A 19754-nucleotide genomic window follows, 5' to 3' on the forward strand; every position below is an offset into this window, starting at 1 on the left:
TGCCCAAAATCAGGAGACCGCTAATGGCGAACGCCAAGATCGTCCCGCTTCGTCCCCGCGCTGCTCGTCCCGTCCCCGCTCGTCCTGACCAGGACGGCCCCGTCTCCGTCGAGTGGGACGAGGGACGGGAGACGTACGTCGCGGTGTGCGAACGCTGTACCGAGACCCTCATCACCGAACGCTTCGACCAGGCCTATGGCTGGGCCGACGAGCATCGCTGTGACCCTGAGCTTGTCGCCTTGCTGGCGGAAGTCCTCGACCGGCGGGCCGCCTGATGCGACCTCGCCTGGCAGGCGTTGCGGCCGACTCCGGGCCGGTGGTGGTCCTGGCCTCGATCGCTGCGGCTGGCTCGTTTACTCACATCCGCGACACGGCCGACCAGCACGGACAGCACGGCTGGATGGCCTGGGCAATCGCGGTCTGTATCGACCTGACCTGCGTCATGGCCGCCCGCGAACGCCAACGCGACCGCCGTACGGGTCGGACGGTGCGAGGCGTGTCATGGCCGACCGTGGTCCTGGTCGGCGGAGTTCTGCTGTCCCTCGCCGCAAACCTCGCCCAAGCCGAGCGGACGGTGTGGGGGTGGCTAACCGCGGCCACCCCGGCGGGTGCGTTCCTCGTCGCCGTCTCGATGCTCGAACGCCGCTCCTCGGCTCACCATCCGGTGACCGAGTCGTCCCCGATTCCCCCGTCGTTCGGACGACCGTCCCCTGCTCTGGCTCCCGTCCCGGACGACCAGCTCGGCCAGGACGAGTCCGCCGAGCCTGAGCGTCCGGCGGCCGAGTTGCTCACCTTCGCCCGCCGGGTCGCTGACGAGCACCAGGCCCGGCACGGACGGCCGATCACCCGCGATGCCCTCCGCGCGCGGCTGGGCGTGTCCAACCAACTCGCCTCCGACCTGCTCCGCCAGATCCGCACCGCCTGAAGGGAAACCAGATGACCGCACAGCCGATCGTTCCGGGCGACCTGTTCGCCCGCGCCCAGACCATCGCCGGCCTCCGGACCCTGGCCGACTTCCTGGAGACCAACCCCGCCGTGCCCGTCCGGGAGTACGGCGCCGAGTACACCGTCTTCCCACGTGCCGACGACGACCCAACCGAGCGGGCCGAGATCGACCGCATCGCCGCCGCACTCGGCGAGACTGTCACCGACGACACCGGACGCGGCGGGCACTACCGGGTCTCCAAGACCTTCGGACGCATCACCTACAGCGCCGTCCACGTCTCCGCCCGTCAGCAGGCCGCGCACCAGGCGCACATGAGCTACGCCCCGGCTTTTCACATCGGCGACACAGCGGCGGCCTGATGGACAGAGACGACCGGCCGCCGTACGTCCCGCCCGTCGAGACCTACCAGTGCTGCCACTGCGGCGGTACCGGCCTCGACTCACACGGCGAGATCTGCGAGCACTGCGAGGGCCTCGGCTTCTGCTGAAGCTCTGCGCCCCCGGCGTGGCCACACAACCACCAAGTTCCGCGCCACGTCGGGGGCCATCCCCAACCGTTGCCAACGGAGGAGACCAGTTCATCTTGCCTGCCGACAACATCATCCGGCTGGCCGCCCGCGAACTCGGCGAACGGCTGACCACCATCGACATGCGACACCTGGCCGCCCAGGCAAGACGCACCGGAGGATGCGCCCAGCCGATCCAACTCCGCGGACGCGTCGATCACCTCGACGTGGCCACCGGGGAAGTCCTGCACCACTACTCAACGGTCCACGAGCCCGGCGGCGTACTCCGCGTGGCTTGCAAGACCCGCCGCGCCTCCCGCTGCCCGGCCTGCGCCGAGATCTACCGCGCCGACACCTACCAACTCGTCCGCGCCGGCCTGATCGGCGGCAAAGGCGTACCGGAGACCGTCACCAGCCATCCGACCGTCTTCGCCACCCTGACCGCACCGTCCTTTGGTCCGGTGCACACACGGCGGGAAAAGGCCGGTCGTGTCCTGCCGTGCCACCCCCGACGCAGTGCAGGTGCCTGCTCACACGGTTCATCACTGTCGTGCACGATCCGCCATGCCGAGGACGCACCGGGCCTGGGCGAGCCGCTGTGCCCGGACTGCTACGACTACACCGCCTCGGTGCTCTTCAACGCGTACGCACCCGAACTGTGGCGCCGCTTCGTTCTGGCCTTCCGGCGACGCCTCGCCAAATCCGCAGGTCTACGCACGAAGGAACTGAAGAACGTCCTGGTGGTGTCCTTCGCCAAGGTCGCCGAATACCAGCGCCGAGGCGTCGTCCACTTCCACGCCGTTATCCGATTCGACGGACCAGACGGCCCAACCTGCCAGCCGCCAGGCTGGGCCACCCTCGATCGCCTGGACGACGCCGTCCAACACGCCGCCGCGGCAGTCTCGGCCGTCAGCCCTGTCGCGCCTGGCGTGCAGGCGCGTGCGCTGCGGTGGGGTGACCAAGTCGACGTACGACCGATCACGATGAGCGGCGAACTCACCGAACGAGCGGTTGCCGGCTACATCGCCAAGTACGCCACCAAGGCCGCCGAATGTGTCGGCACACTCGACCGTCGTGTGCACCCAACGGATGAACTGGAGACGCTCCCGGTCAGCGAACACGCTCGACGGCTCATCGCCGAGTGTCTACGTCTCGGAGCGCTCGATGAGCTGACTCACCTGAAGTTGACCGACTGGGCGCACATGCTCGGCTTCCGCGGCCACTTCTCCACCAAGTCACGGCGTTACTCCACGACCCTCGGCGCGCTCAGAGCCGCCCGCATCGAGCACAACCAGACCGAACACGAGATCACGACCGGACGACTTCCGTACTTCGACGAGGACCAGGTCCTCAAAGTCGCCCGCTGGCGCTACCTCGGCCAGGGCCTCACCCATGGCGAAGCACTCCTGACCGCTGCACTCAGCGGCCAACCCATGCGACCGCACGACACAACCCGGAGGGCCGCATGACACGGCTCCTGTTGACCGTCCCGGAAGCGGCCGAAGCTCTCGGCATCTCTCGCAGCAAGCTCTACGAGCTCATCAAGGCCGGCGCCGTCGCCTCACTACGCATCGACGGTTCACGCCGCGTGCCGTACCGCGCCCTGACCTCCTACGTCGACCAGCTCATGGAAGAGGCCGCCTGATGACGAAGACCTCAATCGCCACCCCGGAAGAGCCGAACCGTCGCAAGCGGACCAGGACGACCAAGCCGAAGCTTCGCGATGGCGTCATGAAGCGTGGCAGCACCTGGTCCTACGTCATTCGCGTCAAAGATCCAGAGACCGGCGTCAGCAAGCCGCGCTGGATGGGCGGATTTCCTACCGAGGACGAGGCGAAAGCCGCCCGAGACGAAGCGCGCGTCAAGGCACGTCGCGGCGAGTACATCGACCGGAACGAGATCACCGTTGCCGAGTACCTCGACCAGTGGCTGGAGAGCCACGCCATGGAGATCAAGCCGGGGACGCTGGAGGACTACCGCAAGGGCATCCGGCTCTACGTCAACCCGTACATCGGCGGCCTGAAGGTCCAGGCAGTCCGGCCGTCCGCGATCACGAAGCTCTACCGAGACCTACTGAAGGGCGGCGGCCGGAAGGGAAAGCCGCTCGCCGTGTCCACGGTCGTCCACACTCACGCCATCCTTCGCCGCGCGTTCCGAGATGCCGTCGTGGTCGACCAGCTCATCGACAACTCCCCCGTCGAACGGGCGAAGCGGCCACGCGTTCACATGGCGGAGCCCGGAACCGTCTGGACACCCGCCCAGCTCAGGGCCTTCCTGGCTGTGGCACGACGACACCGCCTGTTCGCCTTCTTCCACGTCGCCGCCTACACCGGCGCCCGGCGAGGCGAACTCCTCAACCTCCGCTGGGCCGACGTCGATCTGGACGGCAAGCAGATCACCATCACCGGCTCGGCCGGCGTCGTCGAGGGTGAGCGGCTCGAAGGAACGACGAAGAGCGGAAGAAAACGCATCGTGAGCATTGATGACGAGACGGTGACCGTTCTTCGCGAGCACCACACGGCCCAGTCAGCCGACAAACTCGCCGCTGGCGAAGCATGGCGCGGCGACAAGAACGGCCACGTCTTCGCTACGGCCTGGGGCAAGCCCATTTACCCGGACACCGTGACCGCACTTCCGCGCAAGCTCATCAACGCCCACAACGACCCGAAGGACGGAAAGCCACTGGCCGAGCCGCTCCCGTACGCGCGGCTGCACGATCTCCGCCACATCCACGCCACGACGCTGCTCCTGGCCGGCGTCCCCGTCCACGTCGTCGCCGCGAGGCTCGGCCACGGCGACCCGGCCATCACCCTGAGGGTCTACGCCCACGTCATCCGATCCGCCGAGACGGCAGCCGCGGACGTCTTCGCCAAGGCCATCAAGGCCGCGTAACCCGTCCTGTTAGCAAGGCCGTTAGCAAAAGGCCCCTTCCGAAGATCGGAAGGGGCCTTTGAGCTGGGAGCCGCCTATCGGAATCGAACCGATGACCTATTCATTACGAGTGAATCGCTCTGCCGACTGAGCTAAGGCGGCTTGTCGCACCAGGGGTGCGACGCCCGACGAGTCTACCGGGTTCCCCGTACTCCTCGTGCAACCCAGTCAGTGGCACATGCTGTTCTTCTTCGGCGGGTTGCCCGTGACCAGGTAGCGGTCGACCGCGCTCGTGATGCACGGGTTGCCCTGAAGGTATGCGGTGTGGCCGTCGCCGTCCAGCGACAGCAGGACTCCGGACCGGAGTTCGGCGGCGAGGTTCTGGGCCCACTTGTACGGTGTGGCCGGGTCGCGTGTCGTGCCGACGACCACGATCGGCCTGGAGCCGCCGGCGTGCAGGGGGCGGGGCTGTTCGTGGCTCTGGACCGGCCAGTAGGCGCACGGCAGTGTGCCCCACACCACGAACTGGCCGAAGATCGGGGCGGCCTTCTTCGCCTTGGCCGCCTCGTCCTTCCATGGGCCGAGCGACCGCGAGTACGGCTTGTCCACGCAGTTGACGGCCATGTTGGCCTCGCTCTGGTTGGAGTACGAGCCGTCCTTGTTGCGCTCGACCAAGAGGTCGCCCAGGCGCAGCAGTGTCGTGCCGTCGCCCTGTTCGATGGCGCTCTTCAGGGCCAGGCGCAGGATCGGCCAGGTCTGCTTGTTGTACAGCGCCGATGCCACGCCGAGTTCGACCAGGGACTCGTCGACCACGCGTCCGTCGCCCAGGTTGTTCTTCAACGGCTTCTTGTCCGTCTGGGCGAACAGCTTCTGGAGCCGTACGAGCGCGGAGTGCGTCGTGCCGCTGCCCAGGGGGCAGTCGGCGACCTTCACGCAGTCCGCGGCGAACGCGTGCACCGCCGTGTCGAAGCCCTTGGCCTGTTCGATGTTGACCGCGTCGCCGGACAGTTTCGGGTCGACGGCGCCGTCCAGGACCATGGCGCGTACGCGGCGCGGGAACAGGTCGGCGTAGTAGGCGCCCAGGTACGTGCCGTACGACGCCCCGTAGTACGTCATGCCGGCGTCGCCGACGGCGGCTCGGAGGATGTCCATGTCCTTGGCTGCGTTGATCGTGCCGACGTAGGGCAGCAGGGACGGGATGCGGGTCCTGCAGTCGTCGGCCCAGTTCTTGCTGACGCGCACCAGGTCGTTCATCTCGCCGGCGTCATCGGGCGAGGTGTCGGTGGCGAAGAACCGGTCGAGCTCCTTGCTCGAGAGGCAACGGACGGCGGGCTTGGTCTGGTTGACGCCTCGAGGGTCGAAGCCGACGAGGTCGAAGTTCTTGCGCAGGTCCGCGCCGTACTGGCGGGCGGCGTCGCGGACGAACTGCACGCCCGAGCCGCCGGGGCCGCCCGGGTTGATCAGCAGGGAGCCCTTGCGCTGGCCCTCGGCGGGCAGGCGGATGACCGACATCGTGATGCGCGTGCCGTCCGGGCGGGCGTAGTCGAGTGGCATGTGGAGGGTTCCGCACTGGAAGCCGCCGCCGCAGTCCTTCCAGGAGACGCGCTGCGCATAGAAATGCGCGATCCCGCTCGGCGACGGGGCCGCCTTCGAATTCGGGGTGCCCGTGCATGCTGCCGCCACGAAGGCGGCCACGGCCAGCCCGGTCACCGTACGGAACTTTTTCACGCCGTTACCGTTCTCGTCGCCGATGTGTTCGCAGGCAGCCTACGCTCGCTGACTGCCACAACACCGTTACCCAGCGTTCGGCGAGTCATCCTGATTGTCGTCGTAGCGCTCCTCGTGCTGCTGGCGTGGTGAGCAGACCGAGGCGACCGGGCAGGCGCATTTGCGGCCGCCGTCCAGGCGGACGTTCACGGTGTCGGAGGGGACATTGCGGCCGACGACCTGCCCGTTGCCGGACGGTGTGCCGACGCGCTCGCCGAGCTTGGGCATGCGGTCGTGCGCCTCGACGTACAGCGGGTGTTCGTACTTCAGGCAGCACATGAGCCGGCCGCAGGCACCCGCGATGCGCAGCGGGTTGACCGGCAGGTCCTGCTCCTTGGCCATCCGTACGGACACCGGCTCGAAGTCCTTCAGGAACGTCGCGCAGCACAGGTCACGCCCGCAGGGGCCGATGCCGCCCTGGAGCCGTGCCTCGTCGCGCGGTCCGACCTGCCGCAGCTCGACCCGGGCCTTCATGGAACGTGCCAGGTCGCGGACCAGGGCGCGGAAGTCGACGCGGTGCGGCGCGGAGAAGTAGACGCGGAAGACGTTGTCGGCGTCGAGATAGTCGACCCCGATGACCTTCATCGGCAGTTCGTGCTTGCGGATCAGCTTCTTGGCGATCGAGCGGGACTCGGCCCGCCGGCGCCGGTTGGCCTCGTCGCGGGCCAGGTGCTCCTCGTCGGCGATGCCCGCGCACAGGGGCAGGCCCTCGACGTCCTCGGAGATGTACTGCGGCGCCCAGATGCATTCGGCCACCTCGGGGCCGGAGTCGGTGGGCACGAGCACCTTGTCGCCGACCTTGGGGGTGTGCGGCCCCGGATCGAGGTAGTAGAGCCGTCCGTACCGCGTGAAGCTGACGGCCATCATCATGCCCATGCCTCGCTCCGTCCGGTCGACTCAATGGTCAGCCTACGCGCCCGCGAACCAGCATCAAACGGGCAAGATCATCGGGTGGCCAGGTGGTGACAGATTCCTTGACTGTGCCACCGCGGCGGCGTACGAGTGATCTGACAACGTTGTCATGAGCCCTGTCTCCCCTCCGCGAAAGGGCGCATCCGCATGGCCTTGCCCCGCCCCCTCGGCCTGCTCGTGTCCGCCGGCACGCTGCTCGCCGCACTGATCGTCCCCGTCCAAGGAGCGGCGTACGCCGCCGTCTCCGACCCCGCCTCCCTGGTCAACCCGCTGCTCGGCACGACGAACGGGGCGAACGACTTCCCCGGCGCCGACGTGCCGTTCGGCATGACCCAGTGGAGCCCTGACACCGCCTCACGCGCACAGGGAGGCGGCTACACCTACACCAGCCCCACGATCACCGGATTCAGCCTCACTCACATGGCCGGCCCCGGCTGCGGCGCGTACGGTGACGTGCCGATCATGCCGACCACCGGCGCGATCAGCAGTCCGAGCACGGCGAGCTCGTCGTACACGCACGCGAACGAATCCGCCTCCCCCGGCTACTACGGCGTGACGCTGGGGAACGCCGTCAAGACCGAGCTGACCACCACCACGCGCGGCGGGATCGGGCGCTTCACCTTCCCGGCCACGACGCAGGCGAACCTGCTGTTCAAGCTGACCGGCAGCCAGAACGGCGACTACGCCGACTCCTGGCAGGCGGTCAGCAACACCGAGGTCGTCGGCTCGGTGACGAGCGGCCACTTCTGCGGCGCCGGCAACACCTACACGCTGCACTTCTCGGTCGCCTTCGACCAGCCGTTCACCACCGGCACGTGGCTCGCCTCGGGCGTCAAGGCCGGCGCCAGGACGATCTCGGCGAAGTCCGCGCAGCAGACGACCCGCAAGGCGGCCGCCAAGAACGCCGCCGAGCAGGTCGGCAAGCCGAAGCTGCACGGTACGCAACAGGCCCAGGCGGCACCGCTCGCGGACCCGAACGGCGGCTACCTGACGTTCAACACCACGACGAACCACGTCGTGAACGCCCGGATCGGCATCTCGTTCACCTCGGACGCGAACGCGAAGGCCAACCGTGACGCGGAGGTGGCGAACTTCGACTTCGACGGCAAGCGCACCGCCGCTTACAACGCCTGGAACGACGCGCTCGGCAAGATCCAGACGTCGGGCGGCACGACCGCGCAGCAGCACGTCTTCTACACCGCGCTCTACCACGCGCTGCTGCACCCGAACGTGTTCAGCGACGCCAACGGCCAGTACATGGGCTTCGACAACGCCGTCCACTCGGTCGCCTCGGGCCACGCCCAGTACGCGAACTACTCGGGCTGGGACATCTATCGCAGTCAGGCGCAGCTCATCGGCATGATCGCGCCATCGCAGGCGAGTGACGTGGCGCAGTCGGCGGTCAACGACTACGCGCAGAGCACCCGGCTGCCCAAGTGGGCCCAGGCCAACGGCGAGTCCTACGTCATGGTCGGCGACCCGGCCGACTCGATCATCGCCGACATCTACGCCTTCGGCGGTAAGGGCTTCGACACCACCGCGGCCAAGAACGCGATGATCCACGGGGCGACCGTAGCCAACAACGACCGCCCCGGCCTGAACTACCTTGACAGCATCGGTTACCTGCCGAGCGACGGGTCGTACGGCTGCTGCAACTACTACGGGTCGGTCTCGACCACTCTGGAGTACAACACCGCCGACTTCGCACTCGGGGCCTTCGCCGGGGCACTCGGGGACACCGCGAACCAGACGAAGTTCGTCAACCGCGCCCAGGACTGGAAGAACGTCCTCAACACCTCCAGCGGCTTCGTACAGCCACGTACGGCCAGCGGCGGGTGGGCGGGCGGCTTCAGCCCGACCAGCGGCGACAACATGGTCGAGGGAACATCCTGGCAGTACACCGGCATGGTGCCGTTCAACGTGCGCGGTCTCGCCGACGCCAAGGGCGGCAACGCCGGGCTGATCTCCTACCTCGACCACGTGCTCGGCGCCTTCAACGGCAGCGGCGGTGACCACGCCGACCTCGGCAACGAGCCGAGCGTCGAACTGCCCTGGGAGTACGACTACGTCGGCCAGCCGTGGAAGACCCAGTCGGTCATCCGCAACGTGCAGAACCAGCTGTGGCCGGACTCCCCGACCGGCTGGGGCGTCGGCAACGACGACCTCGGCACGATGAGCGCCTGGTACGTCTGGTCGGCGATGGGAATCTTCCCCGAGACGCCCGGCACGGCCGACCTGGCACTGGGCAGCTCGATGTTCACGCAGGTCGTGATCACGCTCAGCACCGGGAACAAGCTGACGATCAACGCACCCCAGGCCGCCACCAACGCGCCGTACGTGCAGAGTGCGACGTGGAACGGCGGAAACTGGAACAACGCGTACCTGCCGGCGTCCGCGGTGTCGAGCGGCGGCACGCTCAACACCACGCTGGGCACCGCCGCCAACACGTCCTGGGCGACCGCGGCGTCCTCCGCGCCCCCGTCCTACGCGGGGTCCGGCGGATCCGGTGGGCACACCGGTCCGATCACCTCGGGCATCGCCGGGAAGTGCGTCGACGTGAAGAACAGCGGTACGGCCAACGGCACCGCGGTGCAGATCTACACCTGTAACTCCTCCAACGCCCAGCAGTGGACGGTGCCGGGGAACGGGACGCTGACCGCGTTCGGGAAGTGCCTGGACGTCAGCAACAGCGGCACGGCGAACGGCACCAAGGTCCAGTTGTACGACTGCAACAGCTCCGGCGCCCAGCAATGGACCTACAACGCCACGGCCAAGTCACTGACCAACCCCGGGTCGGGCAAGTGCCTGGACGACCCGAACAGTACGACGACGGATGGCACCCAGTTGCAGATCTACACCTGCAACGCGAGTACCGCTCAGCAGTGGACGCTGCCGAGCTGACTCCTCCGAGGGGGACCGTCCAGGGCCGCAGCGGCGTCCTGGGCGGTCCCCTTCAGTACGGTGGGCGCCCATGAAGTCCCTTTCACCCCTCGGGCTCGCCGCGTTTCTCGCCGGAGCCGGCATGACCCACTTCCTCCGCCCCCGCCCGTACGACGCGATCGTCCCCTCCCGGCTGCCGGGCAAGCCGCGTACCTGGACGTACGTGAGCGGTCTCGCCGAGCTCGGGTGCGCCGTCGCGGTGGCCACTCCCCGTACGCGGCGGGCCGGTGCGCTCGCCACCGCGGGCCTGTTCGTCGGCGTCTTCCCGGCCAACGTGAAAATGGCCTATGACTGGCGCCACCGGCCGCTGCCGCACCGCGCCGCGGCGTACGGCCGCCTCCCCCTGCAGGCACCTCTGGTCGCCTGGGCCCTGGCCGTCGCGCGCGATGCGGGGCGCCGTTGAGGATCGCGGTGCGCGGCGGTTGATCGCGTTAAGACCGGATCGGTCAGGTGTTGCGCGATTTCTTCGCGTGCGGGCCGCTCCAGCCGTGTGTGGACCCGGCCGGCTGCTCGACCGAGGCGAGCGTTATCGCGAAAGCCGCTCCGGCCACAACGAGCATGAGGCTGATGAGTACGCCGATAACGATCGGCCCTTTTGTGACAACAGTGGCGGCCGCACCTAAGACTCCACCGGCAGTGATCGACCCGATGAGCGTAAGCGGCCTGGTCCGCCGGCGAAGCCGGGCGATCTCACGACTTGCCTGATAGGTGCGGACTTCATCCAATGCCTGCACGTAAGCGGATCGCAGATAAGGCGCGTCCATGGCGGCGCCCTCACTTTCGATCCAGTGCACGGAGTCCTGATCAACGATCGTTTCGATTCGTGGTTTCATGAGCCCCTCCTCAAACCACACACTCATTACAGTTTCTTCCCCCACCGAACACTTCTCAAGCCTTTTTTGGAATAAGAGCCAGTCCGGCACCCAAGAGATTGCCGAGCGTCTTCATGATTGCCATATCGAGTTCGCTGAACGAATCGGCCTCCGGCGAATCGACCAGGAGCGCACCAAAACGCAGGTCCCCGGCGGTGACCGCAACTGCGATAAAAGTACGGTACGAACGATTTGGCCTCATCCCCTCGGGTGCATCCTTTGTCAGGTCCGGGTAGATGAGGGACTGTCCCTCCCTCATCATCTTGAACATGTTCCGGCCACCCGGATCGCTTGGGTCGTCCGCGAAGATCGTCGTCGATGCCTCCGAGCGTGCGTCCTTGGCGGAGAAGCCGTCGCACTCCATCTTGGCGTCGGTCACCCGGAAGAACAGGCTCCGCGTGTCGGGAGCCGAGGGGAGCAGGCTGGCGGCGCTCAGGACGGCCTGGATGAAGTGGCCACCCAGTTGGATTTTCGTCACATCCGAGGTGGCACTTGCCAGTCTGCCCAGATAATGATGCGCGGTGTTCAGCGAAGAGCGGAAGGCGACGATGGCGCGCTTCTGATCATTCAGGTGTGCACGTCTCACTTTCGTGGCGCGCAGCTGATTGATCGCAGAGGCGGCGATGGGCGCGATCGCACACGCTGCCGCTATCAAAAGGTTCTGGACCTGATGCTTGCCGGGAGAGCCCCCCAGCGCCCCGAAGACCACGCCGCCGAGGGTGCCGGCCACCGTCATGATCCACAAAACAGTGTACAGAGCCAGTCTCGGCAGCTCTCTTGAGATCTTTCGCGGGTCGCTCAAACTCGCCTCCCCCGTTCGCCCCAAGTTAGACCGAGAATACGGCGACACAGTTCCAAATCACCCCCTGCCGACGTATACGACAAGAGCATCAGAATGTTACACCACGCCATATTGGCTCTAATGTAATGTTGATAGGTGAGGGCCAAAACCAGGAAACGCCTGAGCTCGGATGCATTTACGTGTCAAATGCCACTCGGGAATCGACAGAAATGCCGGTGGCGGAGCGACGACCGGTCCCGTGCTTTTGATCTCCGTGTACTCACGGCAAGACGGGAAGCGCCGCTCGCACCGCGCCGGAAAAGACTGTTCATCGCTCGCGGATCAGAGACGCCGCGCCGCGGCGAGCACCTGGTCACGGTAGGTGGCGCCGAACAGCGCCAGGTGGACGAGGAGCGGGTGCAGCTGGTGCAGCGGCACCCTGGCCCGCCAGCCGTCCGCTAGCGGGTACGCCTCGTCGTAGGCGGCGAGGATCCGGTCGAGGTGCGGGGCGCCGAACAGGGCGAGCATGGCCAGGTCGGTCTCTCTGTGGCCGCCGTGCGCGGCCGGGTCGATCAGCCAGGCGTGGTCGTGGCCCCAAAGAACGTTGCCGGACCACAGGTCGCCGTGGATCCTGGCGGGCGGCTCCTGCGGGCCTGCGGTGTCGGCGATGTGGCCGGCGGCGCTTTCGATCTCCTGGGCGTCGCGCCCGGACATCGCGCCACGGTCCACCGCGATGCGCACGTACGGCAGGACGCGGCGGCGGGCGTACCAGTCCGGCCAGTCGTCGCCGCCGGTGTTGTCGAGCGGGAGTTCGGCGATGTATCCCGGCCATGGGGCGCCGTAGGAGTCCGCGCCGCTCCCGTGCAGCGTGGCCAGGTCGCGGCCGAGGCGTTCGGCGGCCTGCGGCGTCGGTGATCCGCTCTCGATCCAGGGGAGGACGAGGGTCGTGTCGTCGGCGGCGAGCACGCCGGGCACCGGCGGTGGCTCGGTACGGGCGGAGGCGCGCCAGCCCTCGGCCAGCCAGCGCAGTCCGTTGGCCTCGGCGGCGAACAGGCCCTCCAGCACTCGACCGGCCTCTTTTACGAACACCCGGCGTCCGTCGGCGAGCGTCACGCGGCGCAGGCTCCATTCGTGGCCGGCACCGAGGTCGCTCTCCTCGGTGACCGTGCTGCCGAGCAGGCTCCTCACCTGCCCGAGGGCTCCTTGGCTCCGCGGCGTACGTACTCGATCAGACCAGGGACGGCGGCCTCGACCTGCTCGCGTACCTCCTCGAAGGCGGAGGCGCGGCCGTAGTACGGGTCGGCCACGTCGGGGTCGCGGGCGTCCGGGTCGAACTCCCTCAGCAACCTGACCTTGCGACGTGCCGCCTCGTCGGGCGCCATCGCCTCCAGGTCGGTCTGGTGGCTCCGGTCCAGGGCGATGATCAGGTCGTAGTGGCCGAACCAGCCGGCCTCGAACTGGCGCGCCCGGTGCGCGGAGCGGTACCCCGCCTTGCGCAGGGTCGCCACCGTACGCTCGTCGGCCGGGTCGCCGACGTGCCAGTGCCCGGTGCCGGAGCTGTCCACCTCGACGTCGAGTCCCTCGTCCTCGACGTGGCGGCGGAAGATGTGCTCGGCCATCGGCGAGCGGCAGATGTTGCCCGTGCAGACGAAGGTGACGCGGTACGGCATGCCGATCAGCCTACTCGGACGTCACTTCTCCGATGGAACCGCGACCTGTCCACTCTGCGTCAGAACCTATGAAGGCTTCCTCGCGGTTAAATCGGTTTGATTCCCCGGAGCGACTTCTTATGCTGGATATCAGAAGGCGACAAGGAAGGACTCTCGCAGTGACGTACGCAACCACCGCCAAGCCGTGTGGCCTGGCCAAAGAGTGCGATGAGCCTGTTGGTGCCTCTGGGTAGGGACGATCAGTCCTGATTTCAGAGGCCGCCGGTGGAGACATCCCCAGCGGTCTTTTCTTATGCCTTCTCACCGGGCTTGTACGTTGACAAATCAACAGCGGAACACACCAAAGAAAGGCGGCTCAGTCCGCCGTTCGCCCCCAGGTTCGGGTCCTGGGGATGGCTGACCTCTGGTCAGGGCTCGTGGGGCCGCCGTAGGCGGGCAGGCCCGCGACGAGCGCACGGGCCGATGGTGACAACGGAATCACGCCTCGCTCGCACCGAGGAGTTCCTGGGTTCGAATCCCGGTTGGTCCACTCATCACGCCGTACAGGCCAAAACGGTTGAGGCACCTGCCTTCCAAGCAGGGGAACCGGGTTCGAATCCCGGGTACGGCTCTGGCCGACCACGTCGGCCGCACGGGATGTGGCGCAGTTTGGAGTGCGCGCCCGGTTCGGAACCGGGAGGACGTTGGTTCGAATCCAGCCATCCCGACGTGGGCGAGAGCCCATTCCAGCGCCGTGAGCATGACAGGTGATGCACCGGGCTCTTACCCCGGGGAACAGAGATCGAGACTCTGACGGCGCACGATGCCTCCGTAGCTCAGCAGGCAGAGCGACGCTCTTGTAAAGCGACGGCGCCGGTTCGATTCCGGCCGGAGGCTCGGGGCCCAGCGGGGGCCCGGTAAGTACTTGCCGCTCGCGCCCGACGGGACGGGCACCGGCCTTTTAAGCCGGACTGAAGGGGTTCGAGTCCTCTGGGCGGCACTGGGCGTCGCAAGCTCAACAGGATGAGCAGCCGCCTTCTAAGCGGCAGGGTCCGGGTTCGAGTCCCGGGCGGCGCGCCTTGGCGCAGTAGGCAAAATGGATACAGCCGCCGGACTTTCACTCCGGTGCATGCGGGTTCGAATCCCGTCTGCGCTGCCATAGCCCCGATCGAGGTCGTGCGGAGCAGTGGAGTGCTCGCCTGTCCGTCGAACAGGAGACCGCGGGTTCGAGTCCCGCCACGACCGCATATCACCAGGGCGCGGTTCTCGCCGGTGCGGGCGGCGGCCTGCAAAGCCGACCGATGTCCGGGTTCGACTCCCGGCCGCGTCTCCACGTAGCTCAGCGGACAGAGCAGCCGTGCTGACCCTACCCACGGCAGAAGTACGCATATGAGAAGGCACCCCGGGCCGCGGCCCGGGGTGCCCTCGCGGAGAAACGCGATCAGTGCGACACGGCGCCCAGGGCGTCGATGATGCCGTGGCCGTAGAAGCCGTTGCTGCTCTTCGAGCCCTCACAGGTGTGAGTGGTGGTCACCGTCAGGTAGGTGCCGTCGGACTGCAGGACCTGGCGCGTGTACGTGAACGCGCGCGGTGTCGGGCAGGCGTGTTCCGTGGCGGTACCCTCCAGGATCGACTGGGCGCGGGCCGGGGACAGTGTCAGGCCGCCGTGGACGCGGTCGCGCGAGCCGTACCGGCTCACGATCAGTGCCACCACGCCCGTCGCGTGTGGTGAGGCCATCGACGTGCCCTGCAGGTACTGGTAGTAGCCGCAGGTCGAGCCCTTGCACGAGCGGACCACGTACGGGACGTTCGGCGTCCCGTCCGGGTTCAGCTCACCGCGCGCGACGGCCAGAGACTTCGGGTACGCCGCCAGGATGGCGTGGGTCACGTCGGCCTTGTTGTCGGCGGTGTCGTACGAGTCGCCGCCCGGTGCGGACACCGCGACGTAGCCGTTGCCGTAGTCGGAGTAGTAGGACTTGCGGGTGCTGATGCCCAGCGCCGAGACGGCGATGACGTTCTGGCCCTCGCTCGGCTCGGAGACGCAGGACGGCGGGATCGTCCGCGAGTACGGCGCCTCGCCGGGCACGGACGGGTAGTCCGGGCTCGACGCGTCCGTGATCGTCTTGGTGTAGTCGGTGGCGCCGTTGCCCGCCGCGGAGACGAGGGTGACGCCGTGCCGGTGCGCGTACGCCAGGGCCCGTTCCGAGGCCTGGATGACCGTACGCTGCTCGGCCTGGTTCTCCGGGGAGTCGGCCGGGTTGTTCGTGCAGTTGAACAGCCACGGGTCGGTGTAGAAGGACATGTTGACCACGTCGATGCCGTGGTCGCCCGAGTAGGTCAGCGCGTCGACGACCGGCTGCAGGAAGAAGTAGCCCGAGTCCTGGCCGGCTCGTACGTTCACGAGCGACACGTCCGGTGCCACGCCCGCGATGCCGAGCCCGTTCAGCGGAGCGCCGATCGTGGAGGCGACGTGCGTGCCGTGCTCGTTGTCGTCCTCGTCGACCGGGTCGACGCACGAGGGGTGCTCGCAGGGCCCGTCGACCTCGGTGCCGTTCGCGTCAACCGGGATGTCCGTGGTGAAGTTCCGGCTCAGCGCGCGGTTGAAGTTCGGCGCGATGTCGGGGTGCGTGCCGTCGATGCCGGTGTCGATGACGCCGACGAGCACGCGGTGGTCTCCCGGCTCCTTCTTGTACGAGCCGCCGGCCGTCGCGTGGATCTGCTTCATGTCCCACTGGAGGTTCGCCAGCGGCTCCGCCGACGGCTTGTGGGAGGAGGTGGATCCCCGGCTCCCGTGGCGGCCTTCCTTCTCGACCGCCTGGCTCTTGTTCACCGCGGCACGGGCGAGCTTCGGCGCCTCGCCGACCGCGCGGTTCCGCGCGACGCCGTCGACCGCCGACTGCTTGCGCGCGTCGACGGCGAACGCGGTGCTGGAGGAGCGTACGGTCGCCACGCCCACCGCGGCGTTCTCCTTGACGATGGTGCCGCCGGCCGCCTTCACGGCCGAGTGCGCCTTCTCCAGCGACACTCCGTCCTTGTACAGAACGACGTACTCAGTGGTCTGACCCTGAGTCTTGCTACTGCTCGGTCCCGCTTGCGCGGGTGCCGCGAGCGCCGCCGTGACGACGGCGCAGGCGACGAAGACGATGGCGCGCCGCACTGCACACCTCCATAAGGGTTTCCAAGGACTCGCCAGTAAAATTCTGGCAATGGAGGCATCAGAACGGCCAGCGCGGTGAATGTCCAGTACTGCGTCTTATGTGAGCTGTGGCCGCTTATGGTCAGCGCGGGGAAAGAGCGAGGTCAGCCGGTACGCAGCGCCATCGCCATGGCCTCGACCGCGAGCTGCGGGTTGACGTTGGCCTCGAGCCGCTCGCGGCAGGTCATGATCGCCTCGAGCCGCTGCAACGTGGCCTCGGGCGTGCCGCCGGAGGATCGCAACTCACGCGAGCGTTCGACGTTGACCAGCTCGACGTCCGCGCCGAGCTGCACCACGAGCAGGTCGCGGTAGTACGACGCGAGGTCGAGCAGCGCCCGGTCGAGAGCGTCGCGCTTCGTACGGGTCGCGCGGGACTTCTGACGGTCCTCGAGCTCCTTGATGGCGCCGGCGGTACCCCGCGGCATCCGGCCCTTCGCGCTCTCTCCCAGCGCCTGCCGCATCGCGGTCGTCTCATCCGCGTCGCGTTCGACGCCGGCCGCCTTGGCCTCGGCCTCCGCCGCCTTGACGAGTGCCCCGGCCGCCTCGACCGCCGGCCCGAGACCGGTCAGCCGCGACGGCACCGCGAGGACGTCGGCACGGCGGCGCCGCGCCTCCTCGTCGGTGGCGAGCCGCCTGGCCCGGCCGATGTGCCCCTGCGCGGACCTGGCCGCGGCCACCGCGAGCTCGGGTTCGATGCCGTCGCGGCGCACGAGAACGTCCGCGACCGCGTCCGCGGGCGGCGTACGGAGTGTCACGAGGCGGCAACGGGAGCGGATGGTGACGACGAGGTCGTCCGGCGACGGCGCGCAGAGCAGCCACACCGTACGCGACGGCGGCTCCTCGATCGCCTTGAGCAGAGCGTTCGCGGCCTGTTCGGTGGAACGGTCGGCGTCCTCGAACAGCACGATCCGCCACCTGCCGCCGGTCGGCGACGACGCCGACCGCAACACCAGCTCACGGGTCTCGCGCACGCTGTACGACAGCCCGGCGGGCCGTACGACCTCGATGTCGGCGTGAGTGCCGGACAGGACCTGGTGACAGGAGGCGCAGTGACCGCAGCCCTGGTCGGGGCAGAGCAACGCGGCGGCGAACGCACGGGCCGCGACCGACCGCCCGGAGCCGGGCGGGCCGGTGAACAGCCACGCGTGCGTCATGCCCGCGCCCGCGTCACCGGTCAGAACCCCGGCGGCGGCGTGCGCCGCGGCCTCCAGTTGCTCGATGACGGGCCCCTGCCCCACCAAGTCGTCGTAGACCGTCACACCAGCGATGCTATTGCAGCGTGGACCCGGATCAGTCCCTGATCGCGGGCATCGTGCTGGTCTCGTCCTCGGCGCTCGGCGGGACCGGGTCGGGCAGGATGGCGCGCACGCGGTCGTGGATCTTCCGCGTGATGTCCGGCTGGGACTGCGTGCCGTCGATCACCAGGTAGCGGTGCGGCTCCGCGTCGGCGAGCGCACGGAACCCGCGGCGTACGCGCTCGTGGAACTCCCTCGGCTCGGACTCGATGCGGTCGGCCGGCGAGGCGAACCTCGTGAGGCCGATGTCGGAGGGCACGTCCAGGATGATCGTCAGGTCGGGCACCAGCCCGTTGGTCGCCCACCGGTTGACCTCGGCGATCTCGCCCACCTTCAGCTCGCGCCCGGAGCCCTGGTAGGCCAGCGAGGAGTCGATATAACGGTCGGTGACCACGATCGCGCCCCGCCGCAGCGCCGGCTGGATGACCTCGGCGACGTGCTGGGCGCGGTCGGCGGCGTACAGCAGGGTCTCGGCGCGCGAGGACAGCCCGGAGCTCTCCTTGTCGAGCAGCAGCGCGCGCAGGCGCATGCCCATCTTCGTCGAACCGGGCTCGCGCGTCATCACCACGTCGAAGCCCTGGTCGCGCAGCCAGATCGACAGCAGCCGTGCCTGGGTGGTCTTGCCCGCGCCCTCGCCGCCCTCCAGGGCGATGAAGACGCCGTGCTCGCGGGTGGATTCCTCCAGTGTGTAGTGCTCGCCGCGCAGGGCGGCCACGAAGTCGCGGATCAGCGGGATGCCCCGGCGGTCGTCCATGTGCCGATATGCAACCAGACCGACGATCACTGCGACCACCGCGGCGATCAGCAGGACGGCGTTGGGGCCGTCGAAGCGGTAGATGTTCTTGCCGGGAAGGTGGAGCCGGTGGTTGCCGACCACACCCGCGATGAAGGGCACCGAGGCGACCACGAGCAGCAGCACCACGCGGACGAGCGACTGCAGGAACGCCCACGTGCGGCCGCGTACGCTGTCCTCCACCTCCAGGCCGATCAGCGTGTAGCCGATCACCCAGGCGATGCCCGCTCCCGCGCCGCACAGCGCGGTCAGCAGCGCGACGATCACCAGGTTGGGGATGATGCCGATGAGCGCCAGCGCGACGCCCGCGCCGATGATGCCGAGCCCGAACAGCCGGCGGCGGCTGAACTCCTGAAGGATGCGCGGCGCGAGGAACATGCCGGCGGCCATGCCGACGAACACCATCCCGAACACCACGCCGTACGCCGCGTCGCCGCCGCCGAGCTGCTTGACGTAGACCTTGGCGATGCCGATCACCGCGCCGCCGGCGGCGAACGCGCCGAGGATGCCGATGGTCAGGCCGCGTACGAGGGGCGTCGAGCCGACGAACTTCCAGCCCGCCACGATCTGCTTGAGGATCGAGGGCACCGAGACCTTGCCGCGCTGCTTCGGGATCTCCCGGAGCGAGAAGATCGTCGCGGCGGAGACGAGGAACGTCACGGCGTTGATGTACAGCGCGAGGTTGGCCTGCTGCTGCGGCTGGGAGAACAGCACCTTGGAGATCAGCGCCAGCACTGAGAACGTCGCCGCCGCGACCGGCGCGGACCCGTACGTCGAGGTCAGGCTGATCTGGTTGGCACGTTCGAGCTGGTCCTTGGGGACGAGGTTCGGGACGGTGGCCTCTTTGGCCGGGATCCAGAACAGCGTCACGACCTCGATCAGGAACGTCGCGATGTACAGCCAGTCGAGCCGCCCGACCAGCGGGATCGACAGGAAGAGCGCGAACCTCATGATGTCCGCGACGACCATCGTGATGCGACGGTCGAAGCGGTCCGCGACGGCGCCCGCGAGCGGGCCGAAGATCAGGGCCGGCAGCAGCTTGGCGACGAGCACGCCGCCGATGGCGTAATTCTCCGCCGATCCCTTGGTCAGGGAACCGGCCAGCGCGGTGAGCGCGAGAATGCTCAGCCAATCGCCGAAACTGGACAGGGAGAGGGCGATCCACAGCCGCCGGAACGGCTTGATCGAAAGCACGCCGGCGGGGCTGCCCGTTCTGGTCATTGTGTC

At 68.1% G+C, this 19754-nt stretch carries 18 protein-coding genes and 10 tRNA genes; 18 read left to right on the forward strand and 10 right to left on the reverse strand.

Annotated elements, in window-relative coordinates; genetic code table 11:
* Positions 1 to 23: 23 nt before the first annotated feature.
* The 7 genes from FB559_RS12420 (at position 24) to FB559_RS12445 (ending at position 4343) form a co-directional block, all read left to right on the forward strand.
* Positions 24 to 275 (forward strand): hypothetical protein, encoded by a 252-nt coding sequence (locus FB559_RS12420; RefSeq protein WP_141955762.1) that lies wholly within the window; start codon positions 24 to 26, stop codon positions 273 to 275.
* Positions 275 to 925 carry a DUF2637 domain-containing protein gene (locus FB559_RS12425; RefSeq protein WP_141955763.1) on the forward strand — a complete coding sequence of 217 codons (651 nt, stop codon included), beginning with the start codon at positions 275 to 277 and terminating at the stop codon, positions 923 to 925. The genes FB559_RS12420 and FB559_RS12425 overlap by 1 nt, the downstream gene beginning before the upstream one ends.
* An 11-nt stretch (positions 926 to 936) precedes the next feature.
* On the forward strand, positions 937 to 1305 hold the full coding sequence (locus FB559_RS12430; protein WP_141955764.1) for a hypothetical protein: 369 nt from the start codon (positions 937 to 939) through the stop codon (positions 1303 to 1305).
* Positions 1305 to 1433 (forward strand): hypothetical protein, encoded by a 129-nt coding sequence (locus FB559_RS46175; RefSeq protein WP_281286257.1) that lies wholly within the window; start codon positions 1305 to 1307, stop codon positions 1431 to 1433. The genes FB559_RS12430 and FB559_RS46175 overlap by 1 nt, the downstream gene beginning before the upstream one ends.
* Positions 1434 to 1528: 95 nt before the next feature.
* Complete coding sequence (locus FB559_RS12435; protein ID WP_221639991.1) at positions 1529 to 2920, forward strand: replication initiator; 1392 nt, start codon at positions 1529 to 1531, stop codon at positions 2918 to 2920.
* Positions 2917 to 3096, forward strand: a complete 180-nt coding sequence (locus FB559_RS12440) for a helix-turn-helix domain-containing protein (RefSeq protein WP_141955765.1) — start codon at positions 2917 to 2919, stop codon at positions 3094 to 3096. The genes FB559_RS12435 and FB559_RS12440 overlap by 4 nt, the downstream gene beginning before the upstream one ends.
* The gene (locus FB559_RS12445) at positions 3096 to 4343 is read left to right on the forward strand and encodes a site-specific integrase (RefSeq protein WP_246121541.1); all 1248 of its coding nucleotides are present in this window, start codon (positions 3096 to 3098) and stop codon (positions 4341 to 4343) included. The genes FB559_RS12440 and FB559_RS12445 overlap by 1 nt, the downstream gene beginning before the upstream one ends.
* A 68-nt stretch (positions 4344 to 4411) precedes the next feature.
* Here the strand turns inward: FB559_RS12445 and FB559_RS12450 are convergent.
* From FB559_RS12450 to FB559_RS12460, 3 genes are all read right to left on the reverse strand, one after another.
* Positions 4412 to 4484, reverse strand: a tRNA-Thr gene (locus FB559_RS12450).
* A 66-nt stretch (positions 4485 to 4550) separates the two neighbouring features.
* The gene (locus FB559_RS12455; protein WP_246121543.1) at positions 4551 to 6050 is read right to left on the reverse strand and encodes an alpha/beta hydrolase; all 1500 of its coding nucleotides are present in this window, start codon (positions 6048 to 6050) and stop codon (positions 4551 to 4553) included.
* 66 nt (positions 6051 to 6116) lie between these two features.
* Positions 6117 to 6965, reverse strand: coding sequence for a PSP1 domain-containing protein (locus FB559_RS12460; RefSeq protein WP_221639992.1), 849 nt, complete (start codon positions 6963 to 6965; stop codon positions 6117 to 6119).
* 183 nt (positions 6966 to 7148) lie between these two features.
* Between FB559_RS12460 and FB559_RS12465 the strand changes: the two genes are divergently transcribed.
* Positions 7149 to 9902: a lectin gene (locus FB559_RS12465; RefSeq protein ID WP_141955766.1), complete on the forward strand. Its 2754-nt coding sequence runs from the start codon at positions 7149 to 7151 to the stop codon at positions 9900 to 9902.
* A gap of 70 nt (positions 9903 to 9972) precedes the next feature.
* The gene (locus FB559_RS12470; protein WP_141955767.1) at positions 9973 to 10344 is read left to right on the forward strand and encodes a DoxX family protein; all 372 of its coding nucleotides are present in this window, start codon (positions 9973 to 9975) and stop codon (positions 10342 to 10344) included.
* 43 nt (positions 10345 to 10387) lie between these two features.
* On the opposite strand, the gene FB559_RS12475 is transcribed toward FB559_RS12470, so the two are convergent.
* From FB559_RS12475 to FB559_RS45465, 4 genes are all read right to left on the reverse strand, one after another.
* Positions 10388 to 10774: a hypothetical protein gene (locus tag FB559_RS12475; protein WP_141955768.1), complete on the reverse strand. Its 387-nt coding sequence runs from the start codon at positions 10772 to 10774 to the stop codon at positions 10388 to 10390.
* A gap of 55 nt (positions 10775 to 10829) precedes the next feature.
* On the reverse strand, positions 10830 to 11615 hold the full coding sequence (locus FB559_RS12480) for a GAF domain-containing protein (RefSeq protein WP_141955769.1): 786 nt from the start codon (positions 11613 to 11615) through the stop codon (positions 10830 to 10832).
* A gap of 321 nt (positions 11616 to 11936) precedes the next feature.
* The gene (locus tag FB559_RS12485; protein ID WP_246121545.1) at positions 11937 to 12782 is read right to left on the reverse strand and encodes a fructosamine kinase family protein; all 846 of its coding nucleotides are present in this window, start codon (positions 12780 to 12782) and stop codon (positions 11937 to 11939) included.
* Positions 12779 to 13264 carry a low molecular weight protein-tyrosine-phosphatase gene (locus FB559_RS45465; RefSeq protein ID WP_246121547.1) on the reverse strand — a complete coding sequence of 162 codons (486 nt, stop codon included), beginning with the start codon at positions 13262 to 13264 and terminating at the stop codon, positions 12779 to 12781. The genes FB559_RS12485 and FB559_RS45465 overlap by 4 nt, the downstream gene beginning before the upstream one ends.
* Before the next feature lie 456 nt (positions 13265 to 13720).
* On the opposite strand from FB559_RS45465, the gene FB559_RS12490 reads away from it, so the two are divergent.
* From FB559_RS12490 to FB559_RS12530, 9 genes are all read left to right on the forward strand, one after another.
* Positions 13721 to 13793: transfer RNA gene (locus FB559_RS12490), tRNA-Ala, on the forward strand.
* Between the two features lie 8 nt (positions 13794 to 13801).
* Positions 13802 to 13874: transfer RNA gene (locus FB559_RS12495), tRNA-Gly, on the forward strand.
* 22 nt (positions 13875 to 13896) lie between these two features.
* Positions 13897 to 13971 (forward strand) — tRNA-Pro (locus FB559_RS12500).
* A gap of 97 nt (positions 13972 to 14068) precedes the next feature.
* Positions 14069 to 14140, forward strand: a tRNA-Thr gene (locus FB559_RS12505).
* A 30-nt stretch (positions 14141 to 14170) separates the two neighbouring features.
* Positions 14171 to 14243 (forward strand) — tRNA-Lys (locus FB559_RS12510).
* Positions 14244 to 14247: 4 nt separating this feature from the next.
* Positions 14248 to 14320: transfer RNA gene (locus FB559_RS12515), tRNA-Arg, on the forward strand.
* A 4-nt stretch (positions 14321 to 14324) separates the two neighbouring features.
* Positions 14325 to 14402 (forward strand) — tRNA-Glu (locus tag FB559_RS12520).
* Positions 14403 to 14415: 13 nt separating this feature from the next.
* A tRNA-Asp gene (locus tag FB559_RS12525) sits at positions 14416 to 14488 on the forward strand.
* A gap of 11 nt (positions 14489 to 14499) precedes the next feature.
* A tRNA-Cys gene (locus FB559_RS12530) sits at positions 14500 to 14576 on the forward strand.
* A gap of 108 nt (positions 14577 to 14684) precedes the next feature.
* On the opposite strand, the gene FB559_RS12535 is transcribed toward FB559_RS12530, so the two are convergent.
* From FB559_RS12535 to tmk, 3 genes are all read right to left on the reverse strand, one after another.
* Positions 14685 to 16400, reverse strand: a complete 1716-nt coding sequence (locus FB559_RS12535) for a S8 family peptidase (RefSeq protein ID WP_141955771.1) — start codon at positions 16398 to 16400, stop codon at positions 14685 to 14687.
* Positions 16401 to 16543: 143 nt separating this feature from the next.
* The gene (locus tag FB559_RS12540; protein ID WP_141955772.1) at positions 16544 to 17698 is read right to left on the reverse strand and encodes a DNA polymerase III subunit delta'; all 1155 of its coding nucleotides are present in this window, start codon (positions 17696 to 17698) and stop codon (positions 16544 to 16546) included.
* 31 nt (positions 17699 to 17729) lie between these two features.
* A complete protein-coding gene (gene tmk / locus FB559_RS12545; protein ID WP_141955773.1) occupies positions 17730 to 19748 on the reverse strand; it encodes a dTMP kinase in 2019 nt (672 codons plus the stop codon).
* Between the last annotated feature and the right edge of the window lie 6 nt (positions 19749 to 19754).

Origin of the sequence: Actinoallomurus bryophytorum (assembly GCF_006716425.1) — a bacterium.
Lineage (GTDB): Bacteria > Actinomycetota > Actinomycetes > Streptosporangiales > Streptosporangiaceae > Actinoallomurus > Actinoallomurus bryophytorum.

Excerpts from the sequence above, each read along its gene's own strand:
- FB559_RS12420 (WP_141955762.1), top strand. The coding sequence starts at position 24 with ATGGCGAACGCCAAGATCGTCCCGCTTCGTCCCCGCGCTGCTCGTCCC.
- FB559_RS12425 (WP_141955763.1), top strand. The coding sequence starts at position 275 with ATGCGACCTCGCCTGGCAGGCGTTGCGGCCGACTCCGGGCCGGTGGTG.
- FB559_RS12430 (WP_141955764.1), top strand. The coding sequence starts at position 937 with ATGACCGCACAGCCGATCGTTCCGGGCGACCTGTTCGCCCGCGCCCAG.
- FB559_RS46175 (WP_281286257.1), top strand. The coding sequence starts at position 1,305 with ATGGACAGAGACGACCGGCCGCCGTACGTCCCGCCCGTCGAGACCTAC.
- FB559_RS12440 (WP_141955765.1), top strand. The coding sequence starts at position 2,917 with ATGACACGGCTCCTGTTGACCGTCCCGGAAGCGGCCGAAGCTCTCGGC.
- FB559_RS12445 (WP_246121541.1), top strand. The coding sequence starts at position 3,096 with ATGACGAAGACCTCAATCGCCACCCCGGAAGAGCCGAACCGTCGCAAG.
- FB559_RS12460 (WP_221639992.1), bottom strand. The coding sequence starts at position 6,965 with ATGGGCATGATGATGGCCGTCAGCTTCACGCGGTACGGACGGCTCTAC.
- FB559_RS12465 (WP_141955766.1), top strand. The coding sequence starts at position 7,149 with ATGGCCTTGCCCCGCCCCCTCGGCCTGCTCGTGTCCGCCGGCACGCTG.
- FB559_RS12470 (WP_141955767.1), top strand. The coding sequence starts at position 9,973 with ATGAAGTCCCTTTCACCCCTCGGGCTCGCCGCGTTTCTCGCCGGAGCC.
- FB559_RS12475 (WP_141955768.1), bottom strand. The coding sequence starts at position 10,774 with ATGAAACCACGAATCGAAACGATCGTTGATCAGGACTCCGTGCACTGG.
- FB559_RS45465 (WP_246121547.1), bottom strand. The coding sequence starts at position 13,264 with ATGCCGTACCGCGTCACCTTCGTCTGCACGGGCAACATCTGCCGCTCG.
- tmk (WP_141955773.1), bottom strand. The coding sequence starts at position 19,748 with ATGACCAGAACGGGCAGCCCCGCCGGCGTGCTTTCGATCAAGCCGTTC.